At 72.0% G+C, this 26,450-nt stretch carries 27 protein-coding genes; 14 read left to right on the top strand and 13 right to left on the bottom strand.

Annotated features, from left to right (window positions below; all coding sequences use genetic code 11):
• The 4 genes from ACWEQL_RS27745 to ACWEQL_RS27730 form a co-directional block, all read left to right on the top strand.
• Window positions 1-665: pirin family protein (locus tag ACWEQL_RS27745; protein WP_452153050.1), on the top strand; the 665-nt coding region annotated here is incomplete at its 5' end.
• A gap of 353 nt (window positions 666-1,018) precedes the next feature.
• On the top strand, window positions 1,019-2,398 hold the full coding sequence (locus ACWEQL_RS27740; protein ID WP_452153052.1) for a helix-turn-helix domain-containing protein: 1,380 nt from the start codon (window positions 1,019-1,021) through the stop codon (window positions 2,396-2,398).
• Between the two features lie 2 nt (window positions 2,399-2,400).
• Window positions 2,401-3,123 carry an HAD family hydrolase gene (locus ACWEQL_RS27735; RefSeq protein ID WP_452153049.1) on the top strand — a complete coding sequence of 241 codons (723 nt, stop codon included), beginning with the start codon at window positions 2,401-2,403 and terminating at the stop codon, window positions 3,121-3,123.
• A 56-nt stretch (window positions 3,124-3,179) separates the two neighbouring features.
• The gene (locus ACWEQL_RS27730; RefSeq protein WP_452153048.1) at window positions 3,180-4,037 is read left to right on the top strand and encodes a hypothetical protein; all 858 of its coding nucleotides are present in this window, start codon (window positions 3,180-3,182) and stop codon (window positions 4,035-4,037) included.
• Here the strand turns inward: ACWEQL_RS27730 and ACWEQL_RS27725 are convergent.
• The 3 genes from ACWEQL_RS27725 to ACWEQL_RS27715 all read right to left on the bottom strand — a co-directional run bounded on the left by ACWEQL_RS27725 (window position 4,025) and on the right by ACWEQL_RS27715 (window position 6,243).
• On the bottom strand, window positions 4,025-4,798 hold the full coding sequence (locus tag ACWEQL_RS27725; RefSeq protein WP_452153047.1) for an aldo/keto reductase: 774 nt from the start codon (window positions 4,796-4,798) through the stop codon (window positions 4,025-4,027). The genes ACWEQL_RS27730 and ACWEQL_RS27725 overlap by 13 nt on opposite strands.
• A gap of 20 nt (window positions 4,799-4,818) precedes the next feature.
• A complete protein-coding gene (locus ACWEQL_RS27720) occupies window positions 4,819-6,018 on the bottom strand; it encodes a JmjC domain-containing protein (protein WP_452153046.1) in 1,200 nt (399 codons plus the stop codon).
• A gap of 81 nt (window positions 6,019-6,099) precedes the next feature.
• The gene (locus ACWEQL_RS27715) at window positions 6,100-6,243 is read right to left on the bottom strand and encodes a hypothetical protein (protein WP_452153045.1); all 144 of its coding nucleotides are present in this window, start codon (window positions 6,241-6,243) and stop codon (window positions 6,100-6,102) included.
• A 326-nt stretch (window positions 6,244-6,569) separates the two neighbouring features.
• Between ACWEQL_RS27715 and ACWEQL_RS27710 the strand changes: the two genes are divergently transcribed.
• Window positions 6,570-6,728, top strand: coding sequence for a hypothetical protein (locus ACWEQL_RS27710; RefSeq protein WP_452153044.1), 159 nt, complete (start codon window positions 6,570-6,572; stop codon window positions 6,726-6,728).
• Here ACWEQL_RS27710 and ACWEQL_RS27705 read toward each other — a convergent pair.
• From ACWEQL_RS27705 to ACWEQL_RS27695, 3 genes are all read right to left on the bottom strand, one after another.
• Complete coding sequence (locus tag ACWEQL_RS27705; protein WP_452153043.1) at window positions 6,700-7,299, bottom strand: GNAT family N-acetyltransferase; 600 nt, start codon at window positions 7,297-7,299, stop codon at window positions 6,700-6,702. The genes ACWEQL_RS27710 and ACWEQL_RS27705 overlap by 29 nt on opposite strands.
• Window positions 7,300-7,332: 33 nt before the next feature.
• The gene (locus tag ACWEQL_RS27700; RefSeq protein ID WP_452153042.1) at window positions 7,333-8,217 is read right to left on the bottom strand and encodes a DMT family transporter; all 885 of its coding nucleotides are present in this window, start codon (window positions 8,215-8,217) and stop codon (window positions 7,333-7,335) included.
• 88 nt (window positions 8,218-8,305) lie between these two features.
• Window positions 8,306-9,094, bottom strand: coding sequence for a class I SAM-dependent methyltransferase (locus ACWEQL_RS27695; protein WP_452153041.1), 789 nt, complete (start codon window positions 9,092-9,094; stop codon window positions 8,306-8,308).
• A gap of 199 nt (window positions 9,095-9,293) precedes the next feature.
• Between ACWEQL_RS27695 and ACWEQL_RS27690 the strand changes: the two genes are divergently transcribed.
• The 3 genes from ACWEQL_RS27690 to ACWEQL_RS27680 are packed head-to-tail and all read left to right on the top strand — an operon-like array spanning window position 9,294 to window position 11,780.
• Window positions 9,294-10,298, top strand: a complete 1,005-nt coding sequence (locus ACWEQL_RS27690; RefSeq protein WP_452153051.1) for an asparaginase — start codon at window positions 9,294-9,296, stop codon at window positions 10,296-10,298.
• Window positions 10,299-10,346: 48 nt separating this feature from the next.
• Entirely contained in the window at window positions 10,347-11,270 is a 924-nt protein-coding gene (locus ACWEQL_RS27685; RefSeq protein ID WP_452153040.1) for a phosphorothioated DNA-binding restriction endonuclease, read from the top strand.
• A gap of 39 nt (window positions 11,271-11,309) precedes the next feature.
• Window positions 11,310-11,780, top strand: a complete 471-nt coding sequence (locus ACWEQL_RS27680) for an NUDIX domain-containing protein (RefSeq protein WP_452153039.1) — start codon at window positions 11,310-11,312, stop codon at window positions 11,778-11,780.
• Between the two features lie 54 nt (window positions 11,781-11,834).
• On the opposite strand, the gene ACWEQL_RS27675 is transcribed toward ACWEQL_RS27680, so the two are convergent.
• Together ACWEQL_RS27675 and ACWEQL_RS27670 are read right to left on the bottom strand one after the other, a co-directional pair.
• Entirely contained in the window at window positions 11,835-12,281 is a 447-nt protein-coding gene (locus ACWEQL_RS27675) for a hypothetical protein (protein ID WP_452153038.1), read from the bottom strand.
• A gap of 517 nt (window positions 12,282-12,798) precedes the next feature.
• On the bottom strand, window positions 12,799-13,875 hold the full coding sequence (locus ACWEQL_RS27670; RefSeq protein WP_452153037.1) for a hypothetical protein: 1,077 nt from the start codon (window positions 13,873-13,875) through the stop codon (window positions 12,799-12,801).
• A gap of 631 nt (window positions 13,876-14,506) precedes the next feature.
• Between ACWEQL_RS27670 and ACWEQL_RS27665 the strand changes: the two genes are divergently transcribed.
• Window positions 14,507-15,567 (top strand): IS630 family transposase gene (locus tag ACWEQL_RS27665; RefSeq protein ID WP_452153036.1). Its coding sequence is split into 2 segments (ribosomal slippage): window positions 14,507-14,972 and window positions 14,972-15,567, totalling 1,062 coding nucleotides; the frame shifts between segments, so codons are not numbered across the junction.
• Window positions 15,568-15,690: 123 nt separating this feature from the next.
• On the opposite strand, the gene ACWEQL_RS27660 is transcribed toward ACWEQL_RS27665, so the two are convergent.
• Together ACWEQL_RS27660 and ACWEQL_RS27655 are read right to left on the bottom strand one after the other, a co-directional pair.
• Window positions 15,691-16,125, bottom strand: a complete 435-nt coding sequence (locus ACWEQL_RS27660; protein ID WP_452153035.1) for a nucleoside deaminase — start codon at window positions 16,123-16,125, stop codon at window positions 15,691-15,693.
• Window positions 16,122-16,940 (bottom strand): LLM class flavin-dependent oxidoreductase, encoded by an 819-nt coding sequence (locus ACWEQL_RS27655; RefSeq protein ID WP_452153034.1) that lies wholly within the window; start codon window positions 16,938-16,940, stop codon window positions 16,122-16,124. The genes ACWEQL_RS27660 and ACWEQL_RS27655 overlap by 4 nt, the downstream gene beginning before the upstream one ends.
• A gap of 93 nt (window positions 16,941-17,033) precedes the next feature.
• Here ACWEQL_RS27655 and ACWEQL_RS27650 point away from each other — a divergent pair, with 93 nt between their 5' ends.
• Window positions 17,034-17,492, top strand: a complete 459-nt coding sequence (locus ACWEQL_RS27650; RefSeq protein WP_452153033.1) for an Lrp/AsnC family transcriptional regulator — start codon at window positions 17,034-17,036, stop codon at window positions 17,490-17,492.
• 71 nt (window positions 17,493-17,563) lie between these two features.
• Here the strand turns inward: ACWEQL_RS27650 and ACWEQL_RS27645 are convergent, their stop codons facing one another.
• The gene (locus ACWEQL_RS27645; protein WP_452153032.1) at window positions 17,564-18,601 is read right to left on the bottom strand and encodes a saccharopine dehydrogenase family protein; all 1,038 of its coding nucleotides are present in this window, start codon (window positions 18,599-18,601) and stop codon (window positions 17,564-17,566) included.
• A gap of 364 nt (window positions 18,602-18,965) precedes the next feature.
• Between ACWEQL_RS27645 and ACWEQL_RS27640 the strand changes: the two genes are divergently transcribed.
• The 4 genes from ACWEQL_RS27640 to ACWEQL_RS27625 all read left to right on the top strand — a co-directional run bounded on the left by ACWEQL_RS27640 (window position 18,966) and on the right by ACWEQL_RS27625 (window position 22,799).
• Window positions 18,966-19,925 carry a helix-turn-helix domain-containing protein gene (locus ACWEQL_RS27640; RefSeq protein WP_452153031.1) on the top strand — a complete coding sequence of 320 codons (960 nt, stop codon included), beginning with the start codon at window positions 18,966-18,968 and terminating at the stop codon, window positions 19,923-19,925.
• Between the two features lie 295 nt (window positions 19,926-20,220).
• Complete coding sequence (locus tag ACWEQL_RS27635) at window positions 20,221-20,700, top strand: DUF6325 family protein (protein ID WP_452153030.1); 480 nt, start codon at window positions 20,221-20,223, stop codon at window positions 20,698-20,700.
• 91 nt (window positions 20,701-20,791) lie between these two features.
• Complete coding sequence (locus tag ACWEQL_RS27630; RefSeq protein ID WP_452153029.1) at window positions 20,792-21,088, top strand: SHOCT domain-containing protein; 297 nt, start codon at window positions 20,792-20,794, stop codon at window positions 21,086-21,088.
• Window positions 21,089-21,131: 43 nt separating this feature from the next.
• Window positions 21,132-22,799 carry an MFS transporter gene (locus ACWEQL_RS27625; RefSeq protein WP_452153028.1) on the top strand — a complete coding sequence of 556 codons (1,668 nt, stop codon included), beginning with the start codon at window positions 21,132-21,134 and terminating at the stop codon, window positions 22,797-22,799.
• A 24-nt stretch (window positions 22,800-22,823) separates the two neighbouring features.
• On the opposite strand, the gene ACWEQL_RS27620 is transcribed toward ACWEQL_RS27625, so the two are convergent.
• Together ACWEQL_RS27620 and ACWEQL_RS27615 are read right to left on the bottom strand one after the other, a co-directional pair.
• The gene (locus ACWEQL_RS27620) at window positions 22,824-24,668 is read right to left on the bottom strand and encodes an ATP-binding cassette domain-containing protein (RefSeq protein ID WP_452153027.1); all 1,845 of its coding nucleotides are present in this window, start codon (window positions 24,666-24,668) and stop codon (window positions 22,824-22,826) included.
• A partial coding sequence (locus ACWEQL_RS27615) for an ABC transporter ATP-binding protein (protein ID WP_452153026.1) occupies window positions 24,647-26,450 on the bottom strand: 1,804 nt, incomplete at its 5' end. The genes ACWEQL_RS27615 and ACWEQL_RS27620, both read right to left, overlap by 22 nt.

Here is a 26,450-nt window from a genome sequence, read left to right as displayed (position 1 = left end):
GCAGCCTGCAGACCGTGCGCCCGTACGAGCTGGGCCTGATGACCTCGGGCCGGGCGATCTCGCACTCCGAGGAGTCCCCGCGCCCGCACGCCCGCTACCTGCACGGCGCCCAGCTGTGGGTCGCCCTCCCCGACGCCCAGCGGCACCGCGAGCCGGCCTTCGAGCACCACGCCGAGCTGCCCACCGTCACCGCCCCCGGCCTGCACGCCACCGTCATCCTCGGCGACCTCGCCGGCACCCGCTCCCCGGGGTCGACGTACACCCCCCTCACCGGCGCCGACCTCGCCCTCACCGAAGGCACCGAACTCAAGCTGCCGCTGGAACGGGACTTCGAGTACGCGGTGCTGGCCATCTCCGGCAGCCTCGACGTCGACGGCGTCCCCGTCGAACCCGGCTCCATGCTCTACCTCGGCACCGGTCGCCCCGAGCTGCCCCTGCGGGCACGGACGGACGCCTCGGTCCTGCTGCTCGGCGGCGAACCCTTCGAGGAGAAGCTCGTCATGTGGTGGAACTTCATCGGCCGTACCGGCGAGGAGATCGCCCAGGCCCGCACCGACTGGGAGCAGGGTTCGAGGTTCGGCGAGGTCCACGGCTACGCCGGCCCCCGCCTCGACGCCCCCACCCTCCCGGCCACCCCCCTGAAGGCCCGGGGGCGGGTGCGCTGACCTGGTGAAGTATGCCTCGGGGGCGTACGGTGATCAGGCTTCCTGGTCCCGCCAATGAACGGGATCGGTTTCCATCCTGGGTAACTTCCTGTCGCTGTAAGGTGTCTGAGAGTGTTCAACGGCGACCATGCGTCTGGTCATATTCACATTGAAATATGACCACGGGCGGTCGCCTGCGGGAGGCCGGCAGCCTCCTGCGGACGGGAGGGGCGCCCGTGGGAGCACGGCGGTGTGAACGCTGCGGATGCACACTCAGCCGGTACAACGACAGCGGCAGCGTGTGCGGTCCTTGCGCGCGTACGGTTGCCGAATCGACCCCCGAGGCCGTTCCGGCATGGGTGTGGCGCGACGTGATGGTGCGTGACAGCGTCGCCGAGCTGGACTTCGGCAGGCTGAGCAAACGCCTGCGGGAGATCGTTCCGCTTCGCCAGGACGATCTGGCCGGGATCACCGGTCTGACGCAGGGCTACCTGTCCCGGCTGGAGGCGGGACGGGTGCAGCTGACCCACATCGACCGGATCGTCGAGTACCTTGACTCCGTAGGCGCCCCGGCCGACCTGGTGAGGTTTCCGCTACGCGTGATTGCCACCCCACCTGTCCCGAAGGGAGACGGCAGTTCACTCCCGGCTCATGACGGCACGGCCGGGCCGTGGACGGCACGCCGTATGGTGGCGGCACTGCACGACGCGATGCGAGGGGAGCCCGCCGCCATGCGTCCGAACCGCCGCCGATTCCTGCTCCTCGCCGGGACCGCTCTCTCTACCTACTTCCATCAGTGGGGGATCGCCGCGGCCGAACCCCTCGAACGTGCACTCGGCGGTGCGCAGGTGACACCGGGGCTCGTCGAGAGTTTCCAGGGGACGATCGACAGCCTGCGCACCATGGACGCGAGTTCCGGCAGCGGCATGGTCGTCAGCCTGGCACGCGCCCATCTCAACCTCCTCTATGAGACGTTGAAGTCGGCCGGTTACAACGAGGAGACCGGACGGCGCTTGGCCGGTATCGCCGCCGACACCGCCACCCAGCTCGGGTGGTTCCACTTCGACGCCGGGCACCACGAGCTGGCCCAACGAGCCCTTTTGGCGGCGTTACGGGCCGCCCATGCCTCCGGCGATCCCCGCTACGGCGCCGGCACTCTGTCCTATCTGGCCATCCAGAGTTACTCGGTCGGCAACCCTCGGGACGCCGTGACCGCGATGCAGGCCGCCAGGGATAAGGTCCGTACCCTCGGCTCCTCGCAGCTGGAGGCCATGCTCCTGACCCGCCAAGCACGCGGGCACGCCAAACTCAGGGAACGCCAGGCATGTCTGCGCACACTCGGGCGGGCTGCCGAGCTGGCCCAGCTCGGCCAGGCCGAGCATGATCCGGGCTGGCTCTACTGGATGAATCGCGGGGAGATCCTCGGCCAGACCGCGAGTTGCCACCTCCAACTCGGCGAGCACAGGACTGCTGCAGAACATTTCGAGCAGGCCGCCTCCACCCTGAACCCAACCGATCTTCGGACACGGGCGCTCTTCGCCTCGCGGGCGGCCTCCGCACACCTTCTCGCCGGGGACCGGGACGGAGGCTTCACAGCCGTAGACGCCGCGCTCACCCTCGCGGCGAGCGTCCGGTCGGCCAGGCTGAACGAGCACCTGGTTCAGACCGTGGAGCACCTCCGAGCCATCCCCGACCAGCGGTCGGATGAGCTGATAGAACGAGCACGACAAGTGATGACGGCCAAGGAGTCGTGACCGTGACCGGCACCGTGCTCGTTCTGTGGGACATCGACCGCACCCTGGTGTACGTCGGTGAGACCGACCGCGCCGTCTATCGTGAGGCGTTCCGCGAGGTCGTCGGCCGCGACGCGACGAAGCTCCCAGAGCGGGGCACCGGCCGCACGATGCCCCTGGCCGTACGGGAGCTGCTTGCGGCCAACGACGTCGACCGCCGGGACACCGAGCCGTTCGCCGGGCAGATCGTCGCGCTGCTGCCCGAGCTCCTTGCCGCCAGGACCGAGCAACTACGCTCCGACGGCCGGCTCATGCCCGGTGCCACCGCCGCGCTCGCAGCAGTAGATGCCCACCCAGACCTCGTGCCCACGGTGGTCACCGGCAATCTGCAACAGAGCGCCGAGATCAAGCTCCGCGCCTTCGGCCTGGATCGGTACGTCGATCTGACCCTTGGCGGTTTCGCCTCCGACGACTCCCACCGCCCGGCCCTGGTGGATGTGGCCCAGTGCCGCGCCGCAGCCCGCTACGGGACGCCCTTCGACCGGTCGAGCACGGTCATCATCGGGGATTCGCTCGAAGACGTGCGGACCGGGGCGGAGGGGGGAGCCGGCGTGATCGCTGTTGCCTCCGGTACCACGTCGGCCGACCAGCTCGCCGAAGCCGGGGCGGACCGCGTCCTCGACAGCTTGCGCGACCCGCAGGCGGTGCTCCGCGCCATCGCAGAACTCGCGGCCCACCGAAGATAATCGGCCGCAGCGTGGACCGCGATGCCGCCTCGCGTCGGCCTGCTACCGTCACCACCATGACGCTCTCCGTAGCAGATGGTCGCTCGATGGACCTCCGGAAGGAGCCGGCCGACCACGTCCTCGAACGGGTCGAGCAGCGCCTGGGTGTGGCACTCGACCGGACCGGCATCGTCCGCAAACGCCGGTCGATCGGAGCGCGCACCGACCGGGACACCTGGGTCCGCATCGAGCGTCGCCCGTGGTCGCGGGCACGAGAGCAGGGCTGGGGCGGCACCGAAACCGCAGCCGCTGTGACCGGTGTGGCGATGCCTCGCTGGTTGGGCTCGGTTGCGTGGCAGGACTCGGGCGACGGGGCGATCTGGCGGGCGGACGAGACGTCCGTCCTTCCAGGCAGTCCGGTTGGCAGGGCCGTCCTCGCGGATGACCCCGGGCTTCCGGCCGGCTGGTGGGAGGCCTTGAACGACTCCCTGGACGCGCTTGCCGTCCAGTCCACGGTCAGGGTGGCGACACCGGACACCGAGCTGATCACCCAGCGGCTGGTCGACCACGTGATCAGAACCGCCTTCCCGCAGGCGATGAACACCCAGGTGGTCTCATGGTGTCCGGCGCACGCAGATCTGAACTGGGCGAACGTCACCGTCCCCGAGTTCTGCCTGTTCGACTGGGAGGACTGGGGGATGGCACCGCGCGGCCTCGACTCCGCGTCACTGCTGGCCGCCTCCCTCGCCGTCCCGGCGCTCGCGGACCGCGTTCGACGCGAGCGCCGGGCAGACCTCGAGAGCCGGGACGGAATGGTGATGCGCCTTTTCGTGCTGGCGAAGATCGCCGGGCCGCACGCCCACCCGGACGACCCCCGGGTGCCACCGGCCCGAGTCGAGGCCGAGCAGTTGATCAGCCTGCTTCAGCAGGTGTGACGGGCGGCCCTCTCAGCCAGAAGACGCCGATACCTGTCGATGAGCTCGGTGTCGGCCGCCAGCTCGGTGGCGTCGACCAGCTCGCGTAGGTGATCCGGCAGGTCGGTGCCGACGGCGACCGCGCCCACCGACGGCAGCTCGAACGCGACTCGGAAAGCCGCCTGCACCGGTGTCGACTCGCCAGTGGCATCCATCAGGAAGAGACGTGGATCGCTCCTGCGCCAGGGCGGTTTGACGAGATCCCCGCCGAACGGACTCATGCCCCAACGGCGTTCGGGCGGCACATCCCACCTCCGCGCGAGGGTCTCGCCGGTCGTCAGGACCTCGTGGCCGACGAGCAGCCCGGACCGGATCATCAGGACCTCCGGAGCGACCGGAAGTGAGCCGGCAACCGCGGCCACGGCGTGGGGGTTCCATGACGCGATGCCCCACGCCCCGCACCACCCGGCCACTGCGGCCTCGGCCAGCACGCCGCAGGCGGCGGCCAACTGCTCCCCTCCCCGTCCCCCGGTCGCGAGCGAGGCTTCCGGGTTGTGCAGGAACACGACGTCCGGCACACGGCCCAGCTCACGGTTGGTCCTCATCACCGCAGCGTGAAGATCCTCCGGATCGAGGCTGTGACGGGCTCGGCCACCCGAGGCGGGGAAATAGCCGACCTTGGTGGAGACCGTGAGGCTCGGCAGCAGGTCCCCGCCGACCTCGGCGAGCGTCGTGTGAGAGCCGAAGCCCAGATAGTTGAACGCGGTGTCGACCGCGGTCACACCGTGATCCAACGCTGCCGTCAGGATGTGGCGTTGGTGACGAGACCGGTGTAGCCCGAGTACAACTCGTCGGTCAGCGGCGCGCACAAGCCCTCCTTCACCAGCAGGTCGGCCACCGCATGCACCTCGGTGCCGACAGCGGCCTCGGCTTCCGCCAGGACCACGGGGTGCCCGCTGAGCAGCAGTCGCAGCGCGGGTTCCGCCTTTGCGGCGAAGCTGAGGCGCAGGCCGGCCGCGGTAACCGTCACCGCACTGGCACCCGAGCGGATCTCCGGGCGGAAGTTCGTCGTGCAGACCGTGCCGGAGAGCGGCCCGAGTACGCTCAGGTGCGGCACCTGCCGTGCCGGGCCGGCGGTCCGCTCGTAGTCGCCGAGGAACGCGACCGGAGGCCGCGACTCCAGCAGTTCCCGAGCGGCGGCGAGCAACCGGCCGGCGTCGGCACCCGGAGCACGGTCGAGATCGTGCCGGAAGACCTCCTTCTCGCGGCACCAGTCGCCGAGCCAGGCCATCCAGCTGGCCCCCGTGCGTTTGGTGATGCCGAACGTGACGTGCAGCGAGTGACCGGCGTCCCCGTGACCGACACGGGTCGCCCGGTGCCAGTGGCCGCGCGGGATGTGCATCGCCTCGCCGGCACGAAGCAGCCCCGACCAGATCACGTCCTCGCTCGGCGTGGAGTTCGGATCGGCGTCCCGGTACATCGGCGCGGTGCGGGAGGTACCACGGACCTCCCAGCCCTTCTCGCCCGCCAGCTGGACCACGATCACATCGTGGTCGTCCCAGTGCAGCGGGAACCCCTCCGCCTCGCCGGTGGTCCAGTAGACGTTCACCTGGACCCGTTCCCGGCTCCACCACTGCAACGCCCGGCACGCCACCTCCAGCGTCGGATCCGCGACGTTCGCCTGGTCGAGGATCACCGTCGCACCCTCGTCGAGCAGTCGACCCAGGGCGTTCATGTTGACCATGGAGATGCTCTGGCCCCGGGGGCTGACACTGTCCGTGAAGTAGACCGCCGGATGGACCTCCACGCCACGCTGGAACACCCGGAACTGCGGCCGGGCCAGGCTGCGCCGCATCACCAGATCGAGCAGCCGGTGCGGGGTGAGCAGCCGCCCCGGAAGGTCCCCCGCCCCCGTGTGTCCCCGGGCGAACTGCTCACCGATCCGCTCCGGCCCCGTCCAACCCAGAGCCGACTCCACGGCCCTGATCAACTCGTGCTCCACCCGAACCTCCCCTGAACTCGATCACCACACCGGACCGGCCGGTGGGCGCCCGACCACGGGCTCGCCCACCGGCCGGCTCACTCACTCGCTCTCGTGCAGATTCCCGTCGCCTCCCGGCCACGGAGCATCGCCGCTGGAGCCGGCGTTGTCCGACCGGAGACTGTCGTACCGGTCGTGCACCGCGCCCAACTCCTCGACGGCGATCAGGAGGTCGTCGTCCACCATCACTCCTCTCCTGCTTCCGGACTGGGGCCGGAAGCTCTCGGCACGCGAAGCACTCGTCCTGAATGGCGGCATGGCCGTGCCATGTTCAGGCGGGAGCGGCTCCGCGTTGGTCGCTCATCATGACCTCGGAGTGACCGTCCGTCATATTTCGCTGGAAATGTGCCGGTAGGTCACTTCGTGGTAGCCAGGTCGAGCTCAAGAGCGACCGAGGAAGGGGCTGGATGGGCCTTTGGTAGGCGATGAGACCCGACGTGTCCTGGAGGAAGCGCATACCACGCTCGCGCTTCCTTCGGGATCGACCTGGGACGAATAGGCGGAATCGTGGTGTGTGGTGGAACTTCATCGGCCGCACCAACGACGAGATCACCCAGGCCCGCACCGACTGGCAGACCGGCACCCGCTTCGGCCACGTCCACGGCTACGCCGGTGCCTGGCGGGACGCGCCCGCCCTGCCGGTCACGCCGTTGAAAGTACGTTCGGGGTGAGGGGTGCCCCCGGGTGGTGGGGGCCCAGCATGACGAGGAGGCCGGCGGCGGTGGGGGCCGGGTGGGTGATGGGGGTCCAGCCGTGGCGGAGGTAGAAGGGGAGGGGGCCGCCGTCGGCGGCCACGGTGAAGAGCCAGCTGCGGCCGTCGGGCGCCGCCTCGGTCGTGGCGTTCAGCAGGGCGGTGCCGAGGCCCTGGCCGGCGTGGTCGGGGTGGACGGCGAGTTCGTCGATCTTCAGGGCCCCGCCGAGCAGCTGGTGGACGCGGTGGTCGCCGAGGCCTTCGCGGGCGTGGCGGTAGGAGCCCTCGGTGGGGAAGGGGTCCGGGGTGGTCCAGGCCGTGGCGAAGCCGGCGAGGCGGCCGTCGGGGCGACGGGCGACGGCCGCGGTGAACCCCGGACGGTCGACGTCCCGGCGCAGGCGGTCCACGTAGTCGTCGGCCAGGTGGGCGGGTTCGTTCCACGGGGGTCGGCCGAAGGCCCCGGCGTAGACGGCGCGGACGTCGGCCGCGAGGGAGAGCAGGGTGGTCCGGTCCACTCGTTCGACGAGCGGTGCCGTGGGTGATCCGGCCATCGGTCACGGTCCCTTCGCTGTGGGTGGCCGGGTTCAGGTGCGGCGGGAGACGGCGACGCCGGCGAGGCAGAGGGCGCCGCCGAGGAGGGTGAGGAGGGCGGGGGTCTCGCCGAGGAGGACCCAGGCCATCAGGACGACCAGCGCCGGGACCGAGTAGGTGGTGGCGCCCATGCGGCCGGCAGTGGTGCGGGAGATCGCGTACGCCCAGGTGGTGAACGCCAGGGCGGTCGGGAACAGGCCGAGGTAGACCACGTTGAGGGTCGCGGAGAGCGGGGCGGACGACACGTCGGAGATCAGCTGCGGGGTGAACGGCAGACAGGCGGCCGCGCCGATCAGGCAGCCGAAGGTGGTCGCCTGGAGCGGGGACGCGGTCCGCAGCGCCGGCTTCTGGATCACCACGCCGCCCGCGTACGCCACGGCGGAGAGCAGGCACAGGGCGATGCCGAGCAGGGAGCTGCCGCCCCCGCCCGACATGGAGAGGCCCACCACGACCGCCCCGGACAGCGAGACCGCCATCCCGGCCAGCAGCTTGGACGGGAAGCCCTCGTCCAGCAGCCAGCCGCCCAGCAGGGCGATCAGCACCGGCCCGATGCCGACCAGCATGGCCGCGGTGCCCGCGTCGACCTGCTGCTCGCCCCAGTTCAGGGCGACCATGTACAGCCCGAACCAGAGCACGCCGGAGCCGGCTATCCCGGGCCACGCCGAGCGCGGGGGCAGCCCTTCCCTTCGGTAGAGCAGCAGTGCCAGCAGCGCCACCGAGCCCACCAGCAGTCGGCCGAGCGCCATGGCCCCGGGCCCGAAGTGCGGTCCGGTGCTGCGGATCGAGACGAACGCGGAGGCCCAGAGCACCACGGTGGTCGAGGCCGCCGCCAGCGTCCGGCCGTCGATCCGGGCCGTGCCCGGCGTAGAAAGATCCATGGCGGCGAACCCTACGCCGGGCACCCTCCGGAGCGCACTGGAATTTGACCCGGACCCGACACCGGGCCGGGCGTCAGATCCGGTGGCGTCACACAGTGGTGGGGCTGCGACGGACCGTCAGCATGTCCTGGGTGTGGCCGATCGCGTAGCCGCCGTCCGGGCGGGTGAAGTGCCGCCGGACGTACGCGGCCAGGTCGCCGCGGTCCGGCAGCGGGTCCATGGTGGCCAGCTCGGCCACGTTGACCATGAACTCGGCGACGTCCACCGCCTCGTCCAGGTCGTCCGTCCGGTACCGCAGGTCGAGCGTCTCCAGCGCGTACGCGTGGTCGGGCTCGCGTGCGCGCAGCGCGTCCAGCAACGGCCGCAGGTCGTAGCGGACACCGGTGAAGTGCGCGGCCATCCGCATGCACGGGCTCTCCGGGTTCTGCAGGACCACCAGCAGCGTGCCGCCCGGCGCCGCCCAGCCCAGCACCCGGCGGACCGTGCTCAGCCAGTCCCCGGGCGGCACGTAGTACAGCACGTGGGAGAGGTGCACCAGGTCGGCCGGCTCGGGCGGCTGCGCCCGGTCGATCGGCTCGGGCAGGACGAGGGCCCCGGGGCAGGCCGCGCCCAGCTTCTCGCGCATCGCCGCGCTGGGTTCCACCGCCACCGTGCGCTCGAAGTGCCGCCCCAGGAACGCGGTGGTGCGGCCCTCGCCGGCCCCCACGTCGAGCAGCACCCGGCGGTGCTCCAGCCCGGCGACGACCTCGTCCAGCCGGGCATGGGTGAGCGGTTTCTCGTCCGTACCGGCGAGGAACAGCTCGAACGCGCGACGGTAGGCGGGCCCCGAGACGTCCAGCACCTGGACCGGACCGGACCGCGTGGTCCTCGCTTCCACCTGACAACCCCTTCGACGGTCGGCTACGCCCGGCCATTGCAGCGCGGCCTGGGCGGGACGGGCCGCAGGGACGTTCCTGCCCGCGTGTCGTGGAGAGGGGGGAGGGAGAGGGGGGCGGAGGAAGTCGGGGGGTACGGGTGGCGAGGGTAGATTGCCCGGGGTGCGGTCGCACTGCTGGGAGAAGGCGGCGAAGGGGTCGATGACGGTGGGCGGATCGAGCAGGCGGACGGTCGCGGTGTTCTCCCTCGGCGGGACCATCGCCATGACCACCGATCCGGCCACCGGCGGCGTCGTACCCGCCCTGTCGGCGCAGGAGTTGCTCGACGCCGTCCCGGCCCTGCGGACCCTGGACGTCGACCTCCGGGTCCACGACTTCCGGCGTCTGCCCGGCGCCTCGCTCGGGTTCGACGACCTCGGCGCGCTCGCCTCCGCCGTCGCCGGCGCGTTCCGGGACGGCTGCGACGGGGTGGTGATCACCCAGGGCACCGACACCATCGAGGAGACCGCCTTCCTCCTCGACCTGCTGCATCCGGGCGACCGGCCGATCGTCGTCACCGGTGCGATGCGCAATCCCACCCTGCCGGGCGCGGACGGTCCGGCGAACCTCCACGCCGCCGTCATCGCCGCCGCCGACCCGGCCCTGAGCGGCGCGGGGGCGGTGGTGGTTCTCGGCGACGAGATCCACGCGGCCCGTACGGTACGCAAGACCCACACCACCTCGCCGGCCGCGTTCGCCTCACCGGCGAGCGGACCGCTGGGGCGCCTCGACGAGAACCGGGTCCGCCTCCACCACCCGCCGGCCCCTCGTACGACCTTCCCCGGCCCGCCGGTCGGGCCGGGTCCGCGGGTCGGCCTCTACACCGCGACGCTCGGCGACGACGGCACCCTCCTCGCGGCGATGGCCGGGGCGTGCGACGGCCTCGTCCTCGCCGCCTTCGGGGCCGGGCACGTCCCGTGGCACTTCGTGGCAACCCTGGAGCGGGCCGCCGCCCGGATCCCCGTCATCCTCGCCAGCCGGATCGGCAACGGGCCCGTCCTGGAAGCCACTTACGCCTTCCCCGGCTCCGAGCAGGACCTTCTCGGCCGCGGCCTGATCCCCGCCGGCCACCTCGACCCGTACAAGGCCCGCCTGTTGCTCCACGTCCTGCTCGCGCAGGGCCGGACGCGGGCGGAGATCGCCGGGGCCTTCCGGGCGGTGGGGTGAGGTCGGCGGCTCGGCCCGTTGTCGGGGGTCGGGGCTAGGGTGGCCGGCGTGGAGTGGGTGGAGCGGGTGGCGGGGTTGCGGCGGTGGACGAGCCGGGAGATGCGGGCTCCGCACAAGCCGCTGTTGCTGCTGTACGCGCTCGGGAGCTACCAGCGGGACGCCGAGGGCGAGTTGCGGTACAGCGTGGTGGAGGAGGAGCTGAAGCGGCTGCTCGTGGAGTACGGGCCGTCGCATCCGACGACGCCGGCGTACCCGTTCCACCACCTGGTCAGTGACGGCGTGTGGGAGGTCAGGACCGACCTGGGGCCGGGGAGTCCCGGCAGCGGGGTGGGCGTGCTGCGGTCGAGCGGCGCCACCGGGCGACTGGCCGGCGGGCTGCGGGAGGCGCTCGCCGAGGAACCGGCGCTGCTGGGGCGGTTGGTGCGGGTGCTGCTGGACACCCACTTCCCGGCGTCCCTGCACGTCGACCTGTGCGAGGCGGTCGGCCTCGACCCGGCCGCGGCCGGGACCGCCGTGGCACCCGCCGAGGACGGCGCCACGCGGCGGCAGCGCGACCGGCGGATGCGTGAACTCATACTCACCGCCTACGAGTTCCAGTGCGCGTTCTGCGGCTACGACGGCGCGCTCGGGGCGAGCGCGGTGGGGCTGGAGGCGGCGCACGTGCGCTGGTGGTCGCACGACGGGCCGGACGAGGTCGACAACGGCCTGTGCCTCTGCTCGCTGCACCACAAACTGTTCGACAAGGGGGTGCTGGGCCTGGGGGAGGACCGCCGGATCCTCGTCTCCCAACGCTTCGTCGGCCGCAGCGAGGCCAGCCGGCAGTACGTGCTCGCGCTCGCCGGGCGGCCGGTGATCGGGCCGCAGCCCGGGCTGGCGCCGGTGGCGGAGCGGCACCGGCAGTGGCACGTGCGGCAGGTGTTCCACGGCGCGCCGCGGCAGCCGTCGGCGGAGGCGTACGCGCACGCCGGATAGCCTCCCTCCCGTCGAGGCGGAGCGGAGGAAGGGGCGGGCGTGGGGCGACGGGACTACTTCGACGATCCGCAGGCGCCGGTGGCGCAGCGGATCGTGCCGGCCGTGACCGTGTTCGTGGTGAACGGGCGCGGCGAGGTACTGCTGGAACGGCGCTCCGACAACGGGCGGTGGGGGATGCCTGGCGGGGTGCAGGAGATCGGGGAGAGCGTCTCCGGGGCGGCCGTGCGGGAGGTCGAGGAGGAGACCGGGATCCGGGTGCGGGTGGTGGGCCTGGTCGGGGTCTACAGCGACCCGGGCCATGTGATCGCGTACCCGGACGGCGAGGTGCGGCAGGAGTTCTCGCTGACGCTGCGGGCGCGGCCGGTGGGCGGGGAACTACGGGCGAGCTCGGAGTCCCTGGAGGTGCGGTGGGTGTCGCGGTCGGAGCTCGGGCGGCTGGACATCGCGCCCACGACCCGGCTGCGGCTGGACCGCGGGTTCCTCGACGATCCGGCGCCGTACATCGGGTAGCGGCGGGGAGCCCTCAGGGCCGGCCGGTGGACCTCGGGTAGCGGCGGGGAGTGCTCAGGGCCAGCCCGTCGGTCTGCTGGTCTGGCCGGCCCGGGCGGCGAGGATCGCCTCGCAGGCCCGCCGGACCTCGGTGGCGACCCAGCCCGAGGGCAGCGGGCCCTGCGCCCTGAGGGCCTTGGCCTGCCGCTGGAGTTCGCGCAGCGCTCCGCCCTGGGCGCTGGAGAGGCCCATCTCCTGGTAGTCGCCGAGATCCGTACCGCCGTCGACGTACGTCTGCAGCCACGGCGTGATGCTCAGGACGCAGTCCGCCAGCGGGTCGAAGGTGGCCGGTGTCGACGGTGCCGCGGCGACGGGTGCCGTGGGGGCGGGGCCTTCGGGCGGTCCACCGCACCCGGCCGCCGCGGCGATCACCAGCAGGCCGACCGCGTACGGGCCGAGCCCGGGCGGGCGGCGAGCCCGCAGGCCGAGCCGGGGCGGGCCGAGGGGGAGCCGTTTCCGCATGGGCGCATTGTGGCGTCCGGCGGCCGGTCGCACCAGGGGGCCGGTGGCGCGGGTTAGTCGGTCGTCACGAGTTTGGTCAGGACGCGGTCCACCTGATCCTCCAGAGGGGGCCAGTCGGTGTCGGACTGGTTGAGACGCAGCGAGACGGCGCCGTCCATCGGGGTGCGAAAGTCGATGGCGACCGTTGGCGGCGTCGGTGACGGGGTGAGGCTGGCGTCCGTGCAACGCTGGACCGCGGCCGTGGTGCGGTGGCCAGCTCCTCCTTGAAAGTGTTAGCCCGTCGGCTGACGGCGCTCTCGTGGAGAACCTCGTAGGGGGCTGAGATGTCGGTGGCTCCTGATCAAGTGCCGACTGGTCAGCGGCGGGGTACTGCGCCGCCCGCTAACCAGCCCGCTGGTCGTCAACCATGCGTTGACGTTGGCCCGGTCGTGCGAATTGTAACTGGAGGTTCGGGGGCGGCGTCATGATTTAACCGCAGGCCAGGCTAGTCGACAATGGTAAAAGTTCCGATGGCGCCTTAACCTCGCTCGCGCCTGTTGAGATGCCGACGCTCCTCTCTCTCGGAAGCGGGGAGGGTCTCCCTCGCTCGTGCATCAACAATGCGAGTGACGAGATGCTGGGCGGCGCCGAAGGTTACGGCCCAGGCGAGTATTTGAGGGGGGGTGTCCAGATCGGTCAATCCGGGCACAAATTCACCTCGTATGAGCATGATTCCGACCAGTGCAGAAAGTGCCCCTGCCGGGATCTTTAGAGTGGCCGAGGCGAGCTGGATTCTATATGGTGCACTAGTTGGCCGAATGCTATGCAGTGATGCGATTGCAGTAATTGCCGCACCCAATACGCCAGATATTTCAATTAGCAGGACATCGGTGGCTGCAGAGTGTGTCGAGAAGTTATGGCTGGAGGCGCAGATATCTCCGTCGGGTCCCGTAAAGCAGAGGTTTAAGGCAGGAATAAGTTCGAGGTACAGGATGATCGTCAGAGCCGCCAGCATTAGGGAGGTGAGGACGGTCGAAATGAAGAGTGCATTTCGAATGTTCCTCATTCGCGCAAATTCTTTATCTCGATTCCGGTAAGCTTCCCTGAGGGAGCTGAGCATCACCTGGCGATCCTGTGGGCTCAGATTCTCGCCAGACATTATCCTGCGGCATAGTTTTGCAACTCGCCGCCGTTGGCCATTTTCGGGCTCGACGTACGGAAGCAGGGCACTCAAATGGAGTCCGCGGCTCGCGATGCTGGAGTCATCGGCGAGCTGCATGAGTGTCACTTCTGCGGCGTGAATATTTGCCCACGCCCGTTCGGTTGCCCAGCCGGAGGCAGATGACCACGGCCAAATACTCCTGAGGGCTCTCTCGGCTTCCGAAAGCAGTCCGTTTGCCCCATTTATTAGCGCAACTTCGGGGCAATCCTGATCGCGGCACTTCTCAAACTCGAGTTGCGATCTCAGGTAGTCGATACGTGCGAATGCGTGGGCGCGCCAGGCTGATCTGTGACGCAAGAAAATAAACTTATCGCCAGGCGATGATTTGGCATCTCCAGAATTTCCATCTGAAGATTTTCCGGCTAAATCTTCTCGGTGATGCAATATCCCCATGACCTCACCCCCAAGGGGAGATTAAGCCTGATATCATCATCCACCCCGAATCCAGTGAATGCGACCCCCTGGTCGGATTTTATCGAGTGTTTGCAATCGGTTATCCGGCGCGGCAGCCTGGGTGGCGCCTGTGGTGCGAGCGGGTTCGCTGCGTGGGTCGCCTGAAGTGGCGAACTCGCGTCGGTGAAACAGTGGCAGGGGCGTGAGCAGGCGTCCGTGGGCCCATGGCCGCCCATGGCGGCTTCACGTAGATGCTCGTCGCGACAGCTGACGGAACGCCACGGCTGAACCGTCGCGGGCGCGTCGCGCGAAGGCTGGCCCCTGGGTTCCAGGCATTGACCCCAGAAGCGCTTGATGTGGACCGTGCGGTTGATCGATGTCAGGACGGCGAGGCAGAGAGCCCTCCACGTGGCTTGCGGGAGAGGGAAGTGGAGGCAGCTGTGATGGCTCTCCATAGTTGGGAGTTGATTGCTTATGTTCCGGCGGCCAGAGTCCTCGATCGGACTTGGCTAGCCTCTCGGCGAAAGGGCGTGAGTCATCCGTCTGGGGCGGGCTACTGACTTCGGCGCGCCAGGGTGAACTGTCCCGGTTTGCCTGACGAGCTCGGTGTGGTGGCTGTATCCGATGGTGTGTGAGATACGCGGATGGGGGCGGGCTGACCGCTTCAGGACGGCTGCGCCAGGAGACGGTGCGGATGCAGGCGGCCGAGCTGCTGGAGGTGGCCCGGCGCCTGCGGGTGAGTGGGAAGTCGGCTTACCAATGGCACCAGTTGTGGCGAGAGGGCGGGGTCGAGGCGCTGGCGTCACGTGGCCCGGGTGGGTCGCGGTGCCGCCTGTCCCCGCGCTGCCTGGAGAAGCTCGCCGCGTATCTGGACCAGGGCCCGGCCGCGCACGGCTGGGTGGAGGACCAGGTGTGGACCGCTTCGCGGGTGGCCACGCTGATCGGGCGGAAGTTCCACGTCTCGTACAGCGTCTCGGGCGCTACACGGCTGATGCACAGGCTCGGCTTCACTCCGCAGATGCCCGCGAGGCGGGCCGCGGAACGTGACGAGCAGGCCGTCACCACGTGGACGGAGGTGACCTGGGCGGAGGTAAAAGAGCCCGGGCGGACTGCGACGGGTGGGTCTGCTTCGAAGACGAGGCAGGCTTCACGCGCAGGCCGCCCCGTGGACGCACCTGGGGACGGCGGGGCATCACCCCGGTCGTGAGGGTCTCCGGCAGCCGCTCCGGACGTGTCTCGGTCGCTGGGCTGATCGCCGTGCGGCCGGGCTCCCGGACCAGGCTGTCCCACCGCATCCGGCGCCACACCGGTCGCAAGGGCGAGCGGCGGAGCCTGTCCGAGCGCGACTACATCGGCCTGATCGACGGCATCCACCATCTGGTGAAGGCGCCGATCGTGCTGGTCTGGGATCGGCTGAACACCCATGTCTCCCACGTGATGCGCGAGTTGGTCGCTGCCAGGAACTGGCTGACCGTATACATCCTGCCCGCCTACGCGCCGGACCTGAACCCCGTGGAGTGGCTCTGGGCGCACGTCAAGCACAGCCTGGCCAACCTCTCCTCGGTCGCCGTCGACCGTCTCGAAGCCCTCGTCCGCAACCGGCTCAAACGGCTCCAGTACCGCCCCGACATCCTCGACGGCTTCCTCGCCGGGACCGGCCTCTCACTGGACCTGCCACCACCATCACCCTGAAACGCCGAAGTCAGTAAGGGCCAACTTGCCCGCTTTGATGGCAGCTTGGAAGCCCGCTTGGCTGCCTTTGGCGTCTTCTGATGAGCCTGGGAAGGTGGTGTGGTGTTCTGGACGGGGCCGGGGTCAGCGGTGGTAGTAGGTCGCGATGGGGGTGCGGGCCTCGTCGTAGAGGGCCGGACCGTCCTGGGCGGGGGTCGGCCAGGCGCCGGACTCGGGGTTGAGGGCGACGAGTTGTTCGGTGGAGAGGGCGTGGACGACGCGGCCGAGGCCGGAGCGGAGGATGGTGCCGGCGCACATGCCGCAGGGCTGGCAGCTGGTGTAGAGGGTGGTACGGGCGGCGGTCGCGGGGTCGAGTTCGCGAGCGGCCCAGCGGGCGAGCTTGAGTTCGGGGTGGGCGGTGATGTCGTCGTCCCGTCGGACGGTGTTGTGGGCCTCGGCGAGGACGGTCCCGTCCGGGGCGGCCAGCAGGGAGCCGTACGGGGCGTCGCCGAGGATGACGGCGTGGGCGGCGATGGCGATCGCGCGGCGCAGGAGGGATTCGTCGGCGGCGGTGATCATGCGGGGGTCCTCCGGTGGGTCGCGACGGTGGTGAGGGCCTGCCAGGCGGCGTGTGGTCGACGGGTCTCCTCGGGGTCGCCCCGGTACGGGTCGAGCACGACGGTGTGGGCGCCGAGCCGGTCCAGCTGATCGAGGTCGTCGAGGACCTGGTCGAGGCTGCCGACGCCGGCGGGCCGGTCGGGTCCGGTGACCGGTGTGGTGGTCAGCTGCAGGCTGATGCGGGGCGCGAGGCCCGGGAGCCGGTGGTTCGCCACGGCCGAGCGCAGGTCGGACAGGCCGGGCCGGAGCGGGTACCAGGCGTCGCCGAACCGGACGGCCCGCCGGATCGCGGCCTCGCTGTTGCCGCCGACCCAGAGCGGGATTGGCGTGGGGCCGCCGTCCACCCCGGTGCGCCAGGCATCGCGCAGAGCCGCAAGGTGCTCGTCGGCCAGCCGGCCGCGGGCGGTGAACGGCACACCGAGCGCCTCGAACTCCTGCCGGGCCCAGCCGACGCCGACCCCGAGCACCAGCCGGCCGCCGCTGAGGCGGTCGAGGTCGCCCGCCATCCGGGCCACCAGCAGCGGGTGGCGGTACGGCAGCACGAGGACGGTCGTGCCCAGCCGCACCCTGGTGGTGACGCCAGCCAGCCACGACAGCGTGGTGAACGGTTCGTAGAACGGCTCGGGGTACCGCTCGGCCACGTCCGGGGTGACGGCCACGTGGTCCGACACCATGAGCAGGTCGAAGCCCAGGCCTTCCACCACCCGCGCCCATTCGTGCAGCACCCCGGGGTCGGTGCCGGGCCCGAAGTTCGGTACGTTGACGCCTAATTGCATGATCCGAGGCTATCCCGGGGATCACGTCCGGCGGAACGGACTTCTCCCGGGGATGGCGCCCTGGCGCCGTTGATCTGTCGGTAATATCGCCGCATGGCCGTGAATCTCGACGGCGTCGACTGGGCGATCATTGACCAACTGCAACGGGAGGCGCGGATCTCCCTCAGCGAACTGGGCCGGCGGGTGAAACTCAGCCCCTCCGCCACCACGGAACGCGTCCGGCAACTGGAGGCGCTGGGCGTCATCACCGGCTACCACGCGGTGATCGACCTGGCCAAGGTCGGCTACCCGGTGCTCGCCGTGGTCCGGCTGAAGTACCCGGGCAACCACCACCAACCGCTGCGCCGGCTGCTCGACGGGCGCCGGGAGATCCTGGAGTGCCTGCGCACCACCGGCGACGACTGCTACACGCTGAAGGTGGCCGCGACCTCGATGGCCCACCTGGAGACGCTGATGGACGAGTTGGCCGGCTTCGGCAGTACGACCACCAGCGTGGTGTACAGCCAGACGCTGCCGTACCGCGGGCCCGACCGGGCGCCGGGGGAGGAGTGAGCCGGGGGTTCGGGGTTCCGGGGTCCGGGGTTCGGAGGGCCGGCGCGGCGTCGGGGCTCCGGCGCGGTGGGTCAGTGGCCGAGGTCGACGGTGAGGTGGGGGGACAGCGCGCTCAGGAAGTCGGGCGCGTCGAAGAGTTCGCCGGCCGAGACGACGCCGGTGGTCCTGGTACGGCCGGTGAGGATGCGCTCGACCGCCTCCACGGCGAGCGGCGCGGTGACGGCGTAGATGTCCCGGCCGGTCGCCACGGCGCGGCGCTCCTCGCCGCCGGCGCGGACGCGGACGTCCACCAGGAAGGTCTGCGCCGAGCGCCCGTGCTCGTCGGTGGCGGCCGGGGTGGGGGAGTCCGGGGCCGTGACCTCGCGGGCGGCCTCGACGGTCATGTAGGTGTGCACGTCGGGGACGGCCAGGTGGCTGGGGAGGGTCACGACGTCGGCCATGGTGAACTCCCCGATGACGGCCCGCGGGCCCATCGGCTCGGGGAAGGCCCACTCCAGGGTCGGCGGGGCGTCCTCGCGGTGCTCCAACTGCCCGTTCACGTAGCGCAGTCGCCGGTTGCCGCGCCGCTCCCGGGAGATCACGCCGGCGGCGCGGGTGCCGGGGGTGGGGTGCCAGCCGTTCAGCCCGTACGCCACGTGCGCCTCGTCGGCCGCCGTCCAGCCGTCCATCGCGGCGGTGGCCAGCAGGTCGCCGAGGCCGCCGTAGAAGGCCATCGCCGGGACGATCACCGCACCCTCGGCGCGGGCCCGGTCGGCGAAGCGGGCGAAGGTGTCGAGGTTGGCCTCGATCTCGGCGGCCACGTCCACGTAGGGGATGCCGGCGCGCAGGGCCGCCTCGATCACGGGGGCGGCGGTGGTGGCGAAGGGGCCGGCGCAGTTGATCACGGCGGCGGCGCCGGCGAGCGCGCGGTCGAGGGCGGCCGGGTCGTCGACCGACGCCGGGCGGACGAGGGCGTCGGGGTGGAAGGCTGCCAGCTCCTCCAGTCGGGCGGCGTCGCGGCCGGAGAGCGCGGGGGTGTAACCGCGCTCGCGGAGCTCGTCCACGACGAAGCGGCCGGTGTGGCCGTACGCGCCGTAGACGACGATGGTGGCGGTGGGTGCGGGCGTCATGGGTGTCTCCCCCGGTTGTGAACGGTTGTCGGTGTCTGTCGGGTGGTGGGTGGTGTTTGTCGGGCGGGATTCGGATGACAGAATCTGTTTTCTGTCATCCGTGATCTGTGATCCGTGATTCGTTGGCTGTGATCTGTCGGTCGTGATCCGTCGATCGTCAGCCGTCAGCCGCCAGCTGTGATCTGCCGGTCGTCCCTTGTCGGCTGTCATCCGTCGGCCGAAAGCTGCTGACAGATATCGGTTATCTGTCATTTGTCATCTGTCGTCCGTCAGTCACCATCCGTTCGCTGACATCACCGATCCTGCCCGCGATCCACACCCCACCGTGAGTGTCCGGAACGACGGCGTCCGTACAATTCCGGACGTGAACTCAGTCGCGCTGGCCGTCACCGACGGGATGCTGCACTTCGAACTGTCGCTGGCGTACGAGGTCTTCGGTTCCGCCCCGGCCGGGGTGGCCGGCCCCTGGTACGACCTGGCGGTCTGCGGGCCCGGCGCGGTACGGGTCGGCCGGTTCACGTTGGAGCCCGACCACGGGCTCGACCACCTGACGCGGGCCGACACCGTGATCGTCCCCGGCTGGGCCGATGTCGACCGGGAGCCGCCCGCAGAGCTGGTCGAGGCGGTGCGCGCCGCCCACGCGGCGGGCGCGCGGGTGGCCTCGCTGTGCACGGGGGCGTTCGTGCTGGCCGCCGCCGGTCTGCTGGACGGGCGGCGCGCGACCACGCACTGGGCCCACACCGAGGAACTGGCCGCCCGCCACCCGCGGGTGGTGGTGGACCCGGACGTCCTCTACGTGGACGACACCGGCGTGCTCACCTCCGCCGGCAAGGCCGCCGCCATGGACCTGTGCCTGCACCTGGTCCGCCTCGACCGCGGCGCGGCCACCGCCAACGTGGTCGCCCGCCGGCTGGTCGTCCCGCCGCACCGGGACGGCGGACAGGCCCAGTTCGTCACCACTCCGGTGCCGGAGCCCGGCAACCACCCGCTCGCCGACCTGTTCCCCTGGGTGCTGGAGCGGCTCGACCACCCACTGACCGTGGAGGACCTGGCCCGCCGGGTCCGGATGAGCTCGCGCAACCTGGGCCGCCACTTCCGGTCCGTCACCGGCACCACCCCGCTGCAGTGGCTGCACACCCAGCGGATCCGGCACGCCCAGGAGCTGCTGGAGACCACCGACGACAGCGTCGAGTCCATCGCCACGGCCACCGGTATGGGCACCGCCACCACCCTGCGCCGGCACTTCAACCGCACGGTCGGCGTGCCCCCGGACACCTACCGCCGCACCTTCCGCTCCCGCACCGGCCCGGCCCGGCTCCCCTGAGCACCCCGGCCCGACCACGCCCGACCACGCCCGACCACCCCCGCCCAACCACGCCCGACCACCCGAGCACGCCCGACCGCCCCCGAGCACCGTCGCGTCCCCGGCCCGTCACACGGATGGCCCAAGGGCGCCCCGGGGACGAGTGGACAGGCGCGGATCGAGGGGGGAGCTTGGTAGGGGAGAACACAGGAGTCCGGTTCGCCGCCCGTTCCGCGCGGCGCGGCCTCCCCTGCCCCCGCCCCCGGTGCCGCAGTACGGCGACGTGACCGGGTCGGCCGTACCCCCAGGAGTTCCCGTGAGCAACGAACCCAGTGACCCCGGTGGACTCGACGAACCGGGCCCCATCGACTACCTGGTCATCTCCTTCCCCGGCAGCAGGCTGACCGGCGAGGGCATGCCCCTGCTGCTCGACCTGGTCGACCGCAACATCATCCGCATCCTCGACCTGACGTTCATCACCAAGGGCGAGGACGGCACCGTGGCCGGTCTCGAACTGGCCGACGTCAACGGCGACGGGGAACTCGACCTCACCGTCTTCGAGGGCGTCTCCTCCGGGCTGATCGGCAACGAGGACCTCTCCGACGCCGGCGGCCTGCTCGAACCCGGTGACTCGGCCGCGATCCTGCTGTACGAGAACCTCTGGGCCAAGCCGCTGGCCGCGGCGCTGCGCCGGGCCGGTGGCCGCATGATCGCGGGCGGACGGGTGCCCGTCCAGGACCTCATCGAGGCGCTGGAGGCACTGGAGGGCCTGGACCCGGAGCAGTCGCCCGCCTGAGACCTCGCCCACCACCCGACAGCCGTGCACCACCCGACTTCCACACCCGCAACCACCATCACCATCACCATCACCCCCTAGGCAGGAACCCATGCCCGGACTGATTCGCGGCATGGCCCGTACCGCCGTCGTCGCCGGTACGGCCACCGCCGTCTCCAACCGTGTCTCCCGCCGCCAGGCCGGCCGCTGGGCCCGCCAGGAGGAGGCCGAGCAGCCGCCGCCCCCGGCGCAGGCGCCCCCGCAGGCCGCCCCGCCGCCGCCCGCCGCGGCCCCCGTGCCGATGGAGAACAAGCTCGACCAGCTCAAGGAACTCGCCACGCTCAAGCAGCAGGGCATCCTCACCGAGGAGGAGTTCGCCGCCCAGAAGGCGCACATCCTCAACGGCTGACCCGGTACCCGGAAGAGACGTACCCGGAAGAGACGGAGGTTCGATGAACCGCTGGAAGGTCCTGATCGTGCTCGGGACCGCCCAGTTCCTGATGGTGCTCGACGCGTCGGTCATGAACGTCTCCATCAGCCAACTGGTCGAGGACTTCGACACCGAGGTCACCGCCATCCAGGCCGTCATCACCCTGTACACCCTGGTGATGGCGGCCTTCATGCTGACCGGCGGCAAGATCGGCGACATGTACGGGCGGCGCCGCACGTTCGTCGTGGGCCTGGCCGTGTACGCGGTCGGTTCCGGCCTGACCGCGGTCGCGCCCACCGTCGGGGTGCTGGCGCTCGGCTGGTCGGTGATCGAGGGGCTGGGCGCGGCGCTGGTGCTGCCCGCGCTGGCGGCGCTGGTGGCGGGCTCGTACACCGGCCGGGACCGTGCGGTGGCGTACGGGGTGGTCGGCGGTCTGGCCGGCGCGGGGATCGCGGTCGGTCCGCTGCTGGGCGGCTGGGTGACCACCTATCTGACCTGGCGGCTGGTGTTCGCCGGCGAGGTGGTGCTGGTGGTGGCGATCCTGCTGCTGATGCGGTGGGTGCCGCCGCAGCCGCCGGTGGAGCACCCGCCGAAGCTGGACGTGCTGGGCGCCGTGCTCTCCGCGGCGGGCCTGGCCCTGGTGGTGCTCGCCGTGCTGCAGAGCGGCACCTGGGGCTGGGTCGCGCCGCGCAACCCGCCGTTCACCGTGCTGGGTTTCGCGCCGACGCTGTTCGTCGTCGCGTTCGGCGGCCTGGTGCTGTACGTCTTCTACGCGTACGAGCGGCACCGGGAGGAGCGCGGCCTGGACCCGCTGGTGTCGCTGGGACTGTTCCGGATCGGGCCGCTGCGTTCGGGGCTGGCCACGCTGTTCAACCAGAACACGGTGCTGCTGGGCCTGTTCTTCGTGATCCCGCTCTACCTCCAGGTCGTCCAGGGGCTGGACGCCTTCGAGACCGGGCTGCGGCTGCTGCCGGTGTCGGTGACCATGCTGGTCGCCTCGATGTGCGGGACGCCGCTGCTGCGGATCGCCTCGCCGCGGGCCATCGTCCGGGTGGGGCTGCTGGTGCTGCTGGTCGCCACGCTCTGGCTGATCGGCGCGATCGGGCCGGAGCTGGAGGGCGCCTCCTTCGCCGGTTCGATGGCGCTGCTCGGCCTGGGCATGGGGCTGCTCGCCTCCCAGCTGGGCAACGCGGTGCAGTCGAGCGTGCAGGGGAAGGACCGCAGCGAGGCCGGCGGCCTGCAGTACACGGCCCAGAACCTCGGCTCCTCGCTCGGGACGGCGCTGATCGGCGCGATCCTGATCGGGGCCCTGGCCGGGTCGGTGACCAGCAAGATCACCTCCGATCCCCGGGTCTCGGCGGCGGTCGCCGACCAGGTCGGCATCCGTGTCGAGGCGGGCCTCTCCTTCGTTCCGGCGGACGACGTGGCCGCCGCGCTGGCCGGCCATCCGGAGATCCCGCCGGAGGAGGCGCAGCTGCTGGTGCAGCACTACCAGGACGCGCAGATCGCCGGGCTCAAGGCCGCCGTGCTCGGCTGCACCGGCATCACGGCGCTGAGTTTCCTGTTCACCCGCCGGCTCCCGTCCGCCCGGCCCGGACGGCCGACACGGACGGGAGCACCGGACGCGACCCCGGACGCGACCCCGGACGCGACCCCGGACGGGACGTCCAACGCGACCGCGCCCGACTGAGGCCCTCCTCGGCCGAACGACGGCTCAGACCGGCAGCCCGGTCGGCAGCCCGGCCGGCGCGCCGCCGTGCCAGTGGCCGACGAGCTCGGCGTACTGCGGCGACCGGGTGAGGAGTTCCCCGTGGTGGCCCAGGGCGGTGCGCTCGCCGTCGAGCAGCAGGACCCGGCGGGCCCGGGTGGCGGACACGATGCGGTGCGCGATGACGATCAGGGTGCCGGCCCGGTCGGCGAAGGCGGCCTCGGCCCGCGCCTCGGCGACCGGGTCCAGGTGGCAGGTCGCCTCGTCGAGGATCACCACCGGGGCCGCGCAGGCGTGCACCCGGGCCAGCGCGAACAGCTGGCGTTCGCCGCTGGACAGTTCGGCCGCCGGGGCGCTCAGCCGGGCGTCGAGGCCACCCAGGCGCTCGATCACCCCGGACAGGCCGACCGCCTCCGCGGAACGCGCGAGCGCGGCCGGGGTGGCGTCCGGGGCGAGGTAGCCGAGGTTCTCGGCGACGGTGCCGGGGAACACGTACGCCTCCTGCGGCACCAGGGCGACCAGCCGGCAGCGCAGCGCCTCGTCGAGCCCGGTCACCGGCCGCCCGCCGAGGGTGACCGTGCCGGCGGTCGGGGTGACCAGGCCGGCCAGCAGCCCCGCGAGGGTGGACTTGCCGATGCCGCTGGCGCCCACGACGGCGAGGTGGTCGCCGGCCGGGACGTCCAGGGTGAGCCCGCGCAGCACCGGTTCGGCGTGCGGGCCGTACGCGAAGTCCAGGTCCCGCACCGCCAGGTCCGTACGGTGGCCCCCGGCCGGCCCGGCCCCGGCTGCCCCGGCGGCCTGAGTGGCCGGGGTGGCGGCCGGTTCCTCGGGTACGGCGGCCGCCTCGGCCAGCCGGTGGAGCACCACGCCCAGCTGGCTCCAGTACCCGGACACCGCGCCCGCCATCATCTGCAGCGCGGGCAGCAGATGGGCCGCCACGTAGGTGGCCGCGCCGACCACCTCCCCGGCGCTCACCGACCCGCCCGCCACCAGGCGGGGGCCGACCAGCAGCAGGAGCAGCAGCGGCAGGTAGCCGCCGAGCAGGACGACGGGCACCCGGACCGCGGCCGCCAGCCCGACCGCGACCATCGCCCGGGCCGCCTCGGCGGCCTCCCGCCCGACGGTGTCGGCGGCGTGCCGTTCGGCGCCCAGCGCGGTGATGTCCCGGGCCGCGCCGAGCGCCGCCCCGGCCCGGTCGGCGACGGCCTCCTCGGCGAGCACCAGTAGCCGGCGACGGGCCGTCAGCCGGCGCATCGACCAGAGGAACACGGCCACCGCCGGGACCAGCGGCACCAGCACCAGGGCGGCCAGCAGCGGGCTGAGCCCGGCCAGCCCGAGGACGGCCGCCAGCAGCGAGACCCCGAGCGGACGGGCGGTGCGCAGCAGTGTCCCGGTGAGGCTGCGCACCGTCTCGACCTGGCCGTTCAGCTGGGCGACGGCCGCCGAGCCGGCACCCCGTCCGGCCACGGCCGCCGAGCCGCCACCGCTCCCGGCGGTGGTGGCCCGCCGCAGGACGCCGTGCACGACGCGGCGCACCAGGGTGTCCCGCAGCCGTTCGACCACCTCGGCCAGCGAGGTGAACATGGCGCGTTCGGCGGCGGCGCGGGCGAGGAACAGCCCGGCCAGCAGGGCGATCCAGGCCAGGCCGACGTTCGGCCGGCCGGCCAGGAAGCCCTGGTCGAGGGCGGCGGCCGTGACCCAGCCGGAGGCCAGCGCGGGCGCGGCCTCCAGGACCGACCAGCCCGCGATCCGACGCAGCGGGCCGCCGCTGCCGCGCAGTCCGTCGGTCAGCAGGCGGGCCGCGGGCGGGGTCAGGCCGAGGCCGGCCGTCATCGATGCTCGACGGGGCACCGGTCCTCCTTGCGGGTCGGGGCGGCCGGGACGGCGGGGACGGCGGGGACGGCAGGGACGGCCGGCTCCGGGCCCGGGGGTTCGGCGCCGAAGACCGCCCGGTACTCCGGGTCGGCCCAGAGCCGGGCGTGCGGCGCGAGGGCGCGGATCCGGCCGCCGTCCAGCCAGGCGACCAGGTCGCAGCGGGCGGCGGTGGCGGCCCGGTGGGCGACCACCAGCCGGGTGCGGCCGGCCAGCAGCTCGGTGACGGCGCGGCTGACCTCGGCCTCGGTGGCGGTGTCCAGGCCCGAGGTCGCGTCGTCCAGGACGTGCACCGTCGCCGGGCTGACCAGGGCCCGGGCCAGGCCGAGGCGTTGGCGTTCGCCGCCGGACATCGGGACCCGCGCCAGCGGGGTGTCGTAGCCGTCCGGGAGCCGTCGGACGAACCCGTCGGCGTGTGCGGCGCGGGCGGCGCGTTCCACGTCCGCGCGGGTGAGGCCGGGTCGGCCGCCGGTGATCGCCTCGTGGACGGTCCGCCCGTACAGCTCGGGCCGTTCGAAGGCGTACCCGACGAGGCCGCGCAGCCGGGTCAGCTCCAGTTCGCGCACCGGGACGCCGCCGATGGTGATCTCGCCCTCGTCGGGGTCGGCGAGCCGGCCGAGCAGGCTCGCGAGCAGGGTCTTGCCGGCGCCGGTGCGGCCGACCAGGGCGACCGCGGCGCCGGCCGGGAGGTCGAGGTCGAGCCGGTCCAGTACCGTCTCCTCGCCGCGGCGCACGGTGATCCCGCGCAGCCGGACGGCGCCGTCCGAGGGGGTCCTGCCCCCGGTGCCGCCGACGGGCGGCTCGTGGCGCAGCACCTCGCCGAGGCGGCGGGCGCCGGCGCGGGACTGGGCGATGGCGAGGAGCGCGTCGATCTGGTCGACCAGGGCGGAGGCGAGCAGCAGGTACCCGGAGACGGCCAGCAGGGCCGCCGGGCTCAGCCGGCCGTCCGCGACGGCGAGGCCCGCGACCGCCAGCACCAGGACCTCGGTGAGCGGTAGCAGCAGGCCGAGGCGCCAGACGACGTCCCGTTCGGTGCGCCACATCGTGTGTCCGGCGGCGGAGAGCCCGGGCAGCGGCCCGAGCACGCGGTCGGTCTCGGCGGCGAGGGTGCCGGACGCCCGGATGGTGCGCACGCCCCCCAGGGCGGACACCAGCCCGTCGGCGAGCCGGCCCTGGGCGGTGAGGTAGTGCTCCTGGGCGCGGCCGGCCTCGCCCATGAAGCGCTGGGCGATCAGCACCGTCAGCGGCATCGCCAGGGTGAAGGTCAGCCCGCAGCGCCAGTCCGTCCACCAGAGGGCGACCAGTCCGGCCACCGAACCGGCGAGCGACACCGCCGACTCGGCCGCCCGGACCGGCAGGCCGGCGGCCAGCGGCGCGGACTGCACCACCTGGGTCACCGCCTCGCCGACGGCGAGCGGGGAACGCGGCCCGAGCGCGAGCAGCCGGCCGACCGTCAGCATCCGCAGCCGCCGGGTGCCGGAGGCCTGGGCGGAGGCGGCGAGCGGGCCGGAGGCGAGCTCGAAGAGTGCGCCGAGCGCCAGGACCGCCGCCAGCAGCGTGGCCGGACCCCGGACGTCGGTGCCGTCCAGCACCGCGCCGATCGCCGCCGCGAGCAGGGCGGGCAGGGCGACGGTGACGGCGATCTTCCCGGTCATGACGCAGACCAGGGCGGCCAGCCGCAGCCGTACGGGGGCCAGCGCGGCGCGCAGTGTGCGCGGGGCGGCGGGTGCGGCCGGGGCCTCGGTCGGCCCGGTCGGCCCG

The organism is Kitasatospora sp. NPDC004240, from assembly GCF_053603215.1.
Note: the sequence above shows the minus strand (reverse complement) of the source record. Positions and strands in the feature narration are given on the sequence as shown.

Bases quoted from the DNA above. Each gene is read 5' to 3' on its own strand.
- ACWEQL_RS27705 (WP_452153043.1), bottom strand. From the start codon at position 7,299: ATGGCCGGATCACCCACGGCACCGCTCGTCGAACGAGTGGACCGGACC.
- ACWEQL_RS27700 (WP_452153042.1), bottom strand. From the start codon at position 8,217: ATGGATCTTTCTACGCCGGGCACGGCCCGGATCGACGGCCGGACGCTG.
- ACWEQL_RS27690 (WP_452153051.1), top strand. From the start codon at position 9,294: ATGACGGTGGGCGGATCGAGCAGGCGGACGGTCGCGGTGTTCTCCCTC.
- ACWEQL_RS27660 (WP_452153035.1), bottom strand. From the start codon at position 16,125: ATGATCACCGCCGCCGACGAATCCCTCCTGCGCCGCGCGATCGCCATC.
- ACWEQL_RS27655 (WP_452153034.1), bottom strand. From the start codon at position 16,940: ATGCAATTAGGCGTCAACGTACCGAACTTCGGGCCCGGCACCGACCCC.
- ACWEQL_RS27675 (WP_452153038.1), bottom strand. From the start codon at position 12,281: ATGCGGAAACGGCTCCCCCTCGGCCCGCCCCGGCTCGGCCTGCGGGCT.
- ACWEQL_RS27650 (WP_452153033.1), top strand. From the start codon at position 17,034: ATGGCCGTGAATCTCGACGGCGTCGACTGGGCGATCATTGACCAACTG.
- ACWEQL_RS27730 (WP_452153048.1), top strand. From the start codon at position 3,180: ATGACGCTCTCCGTAGCAGATGGTCGCTCGATGGACCTCCGGAAGGAG.
- ACWEQL_RS27715 (WP_452153045.1), bottom strand. From the start codon at position 6,243: ATGGTGGACGACGACCTCCTGATCGCCGTCGAGGAGTTGGGCGCGGTG.
- ACWEQL_RS27645 (WP_452153032.1), bottom strand. From the start codon at position 18,601: ATGACGCCCGCACCCACCGCCACCATCGTCGTCTACGGCGCGTACGGC.
- ACWEQL_RS27625 (WP_452153028.1), top strand. From the start codon at position 21,132: ATGAACCGCTGGAAGGTCCTGATCGTGCTCGGGACCGCCCAGTTCCTG.
- ACWEQL_RS27670 (WP_452153037.1), bottom strand. From the start codon at position 13,875: ATGGGGATATTGCATCACCGAGAAGATTTAGCCGGAAAATCTTCAGAT.
- ACWEQL_RS27740 (WP_452153052.1), top strand. From the start codon at position 1,019: ATGGTGCGTGACAGCGTCGCCGAGCTGGACTTCGGCAGGCTGAGCAAA.
- ACWEQL_RS27630 (WP_452153029.1), top strand. From the start codon at position 20,792: ATGCCCGGACTGATTCGCGGCATGGCCCGTACCGCCGTCGTCGCCGGT.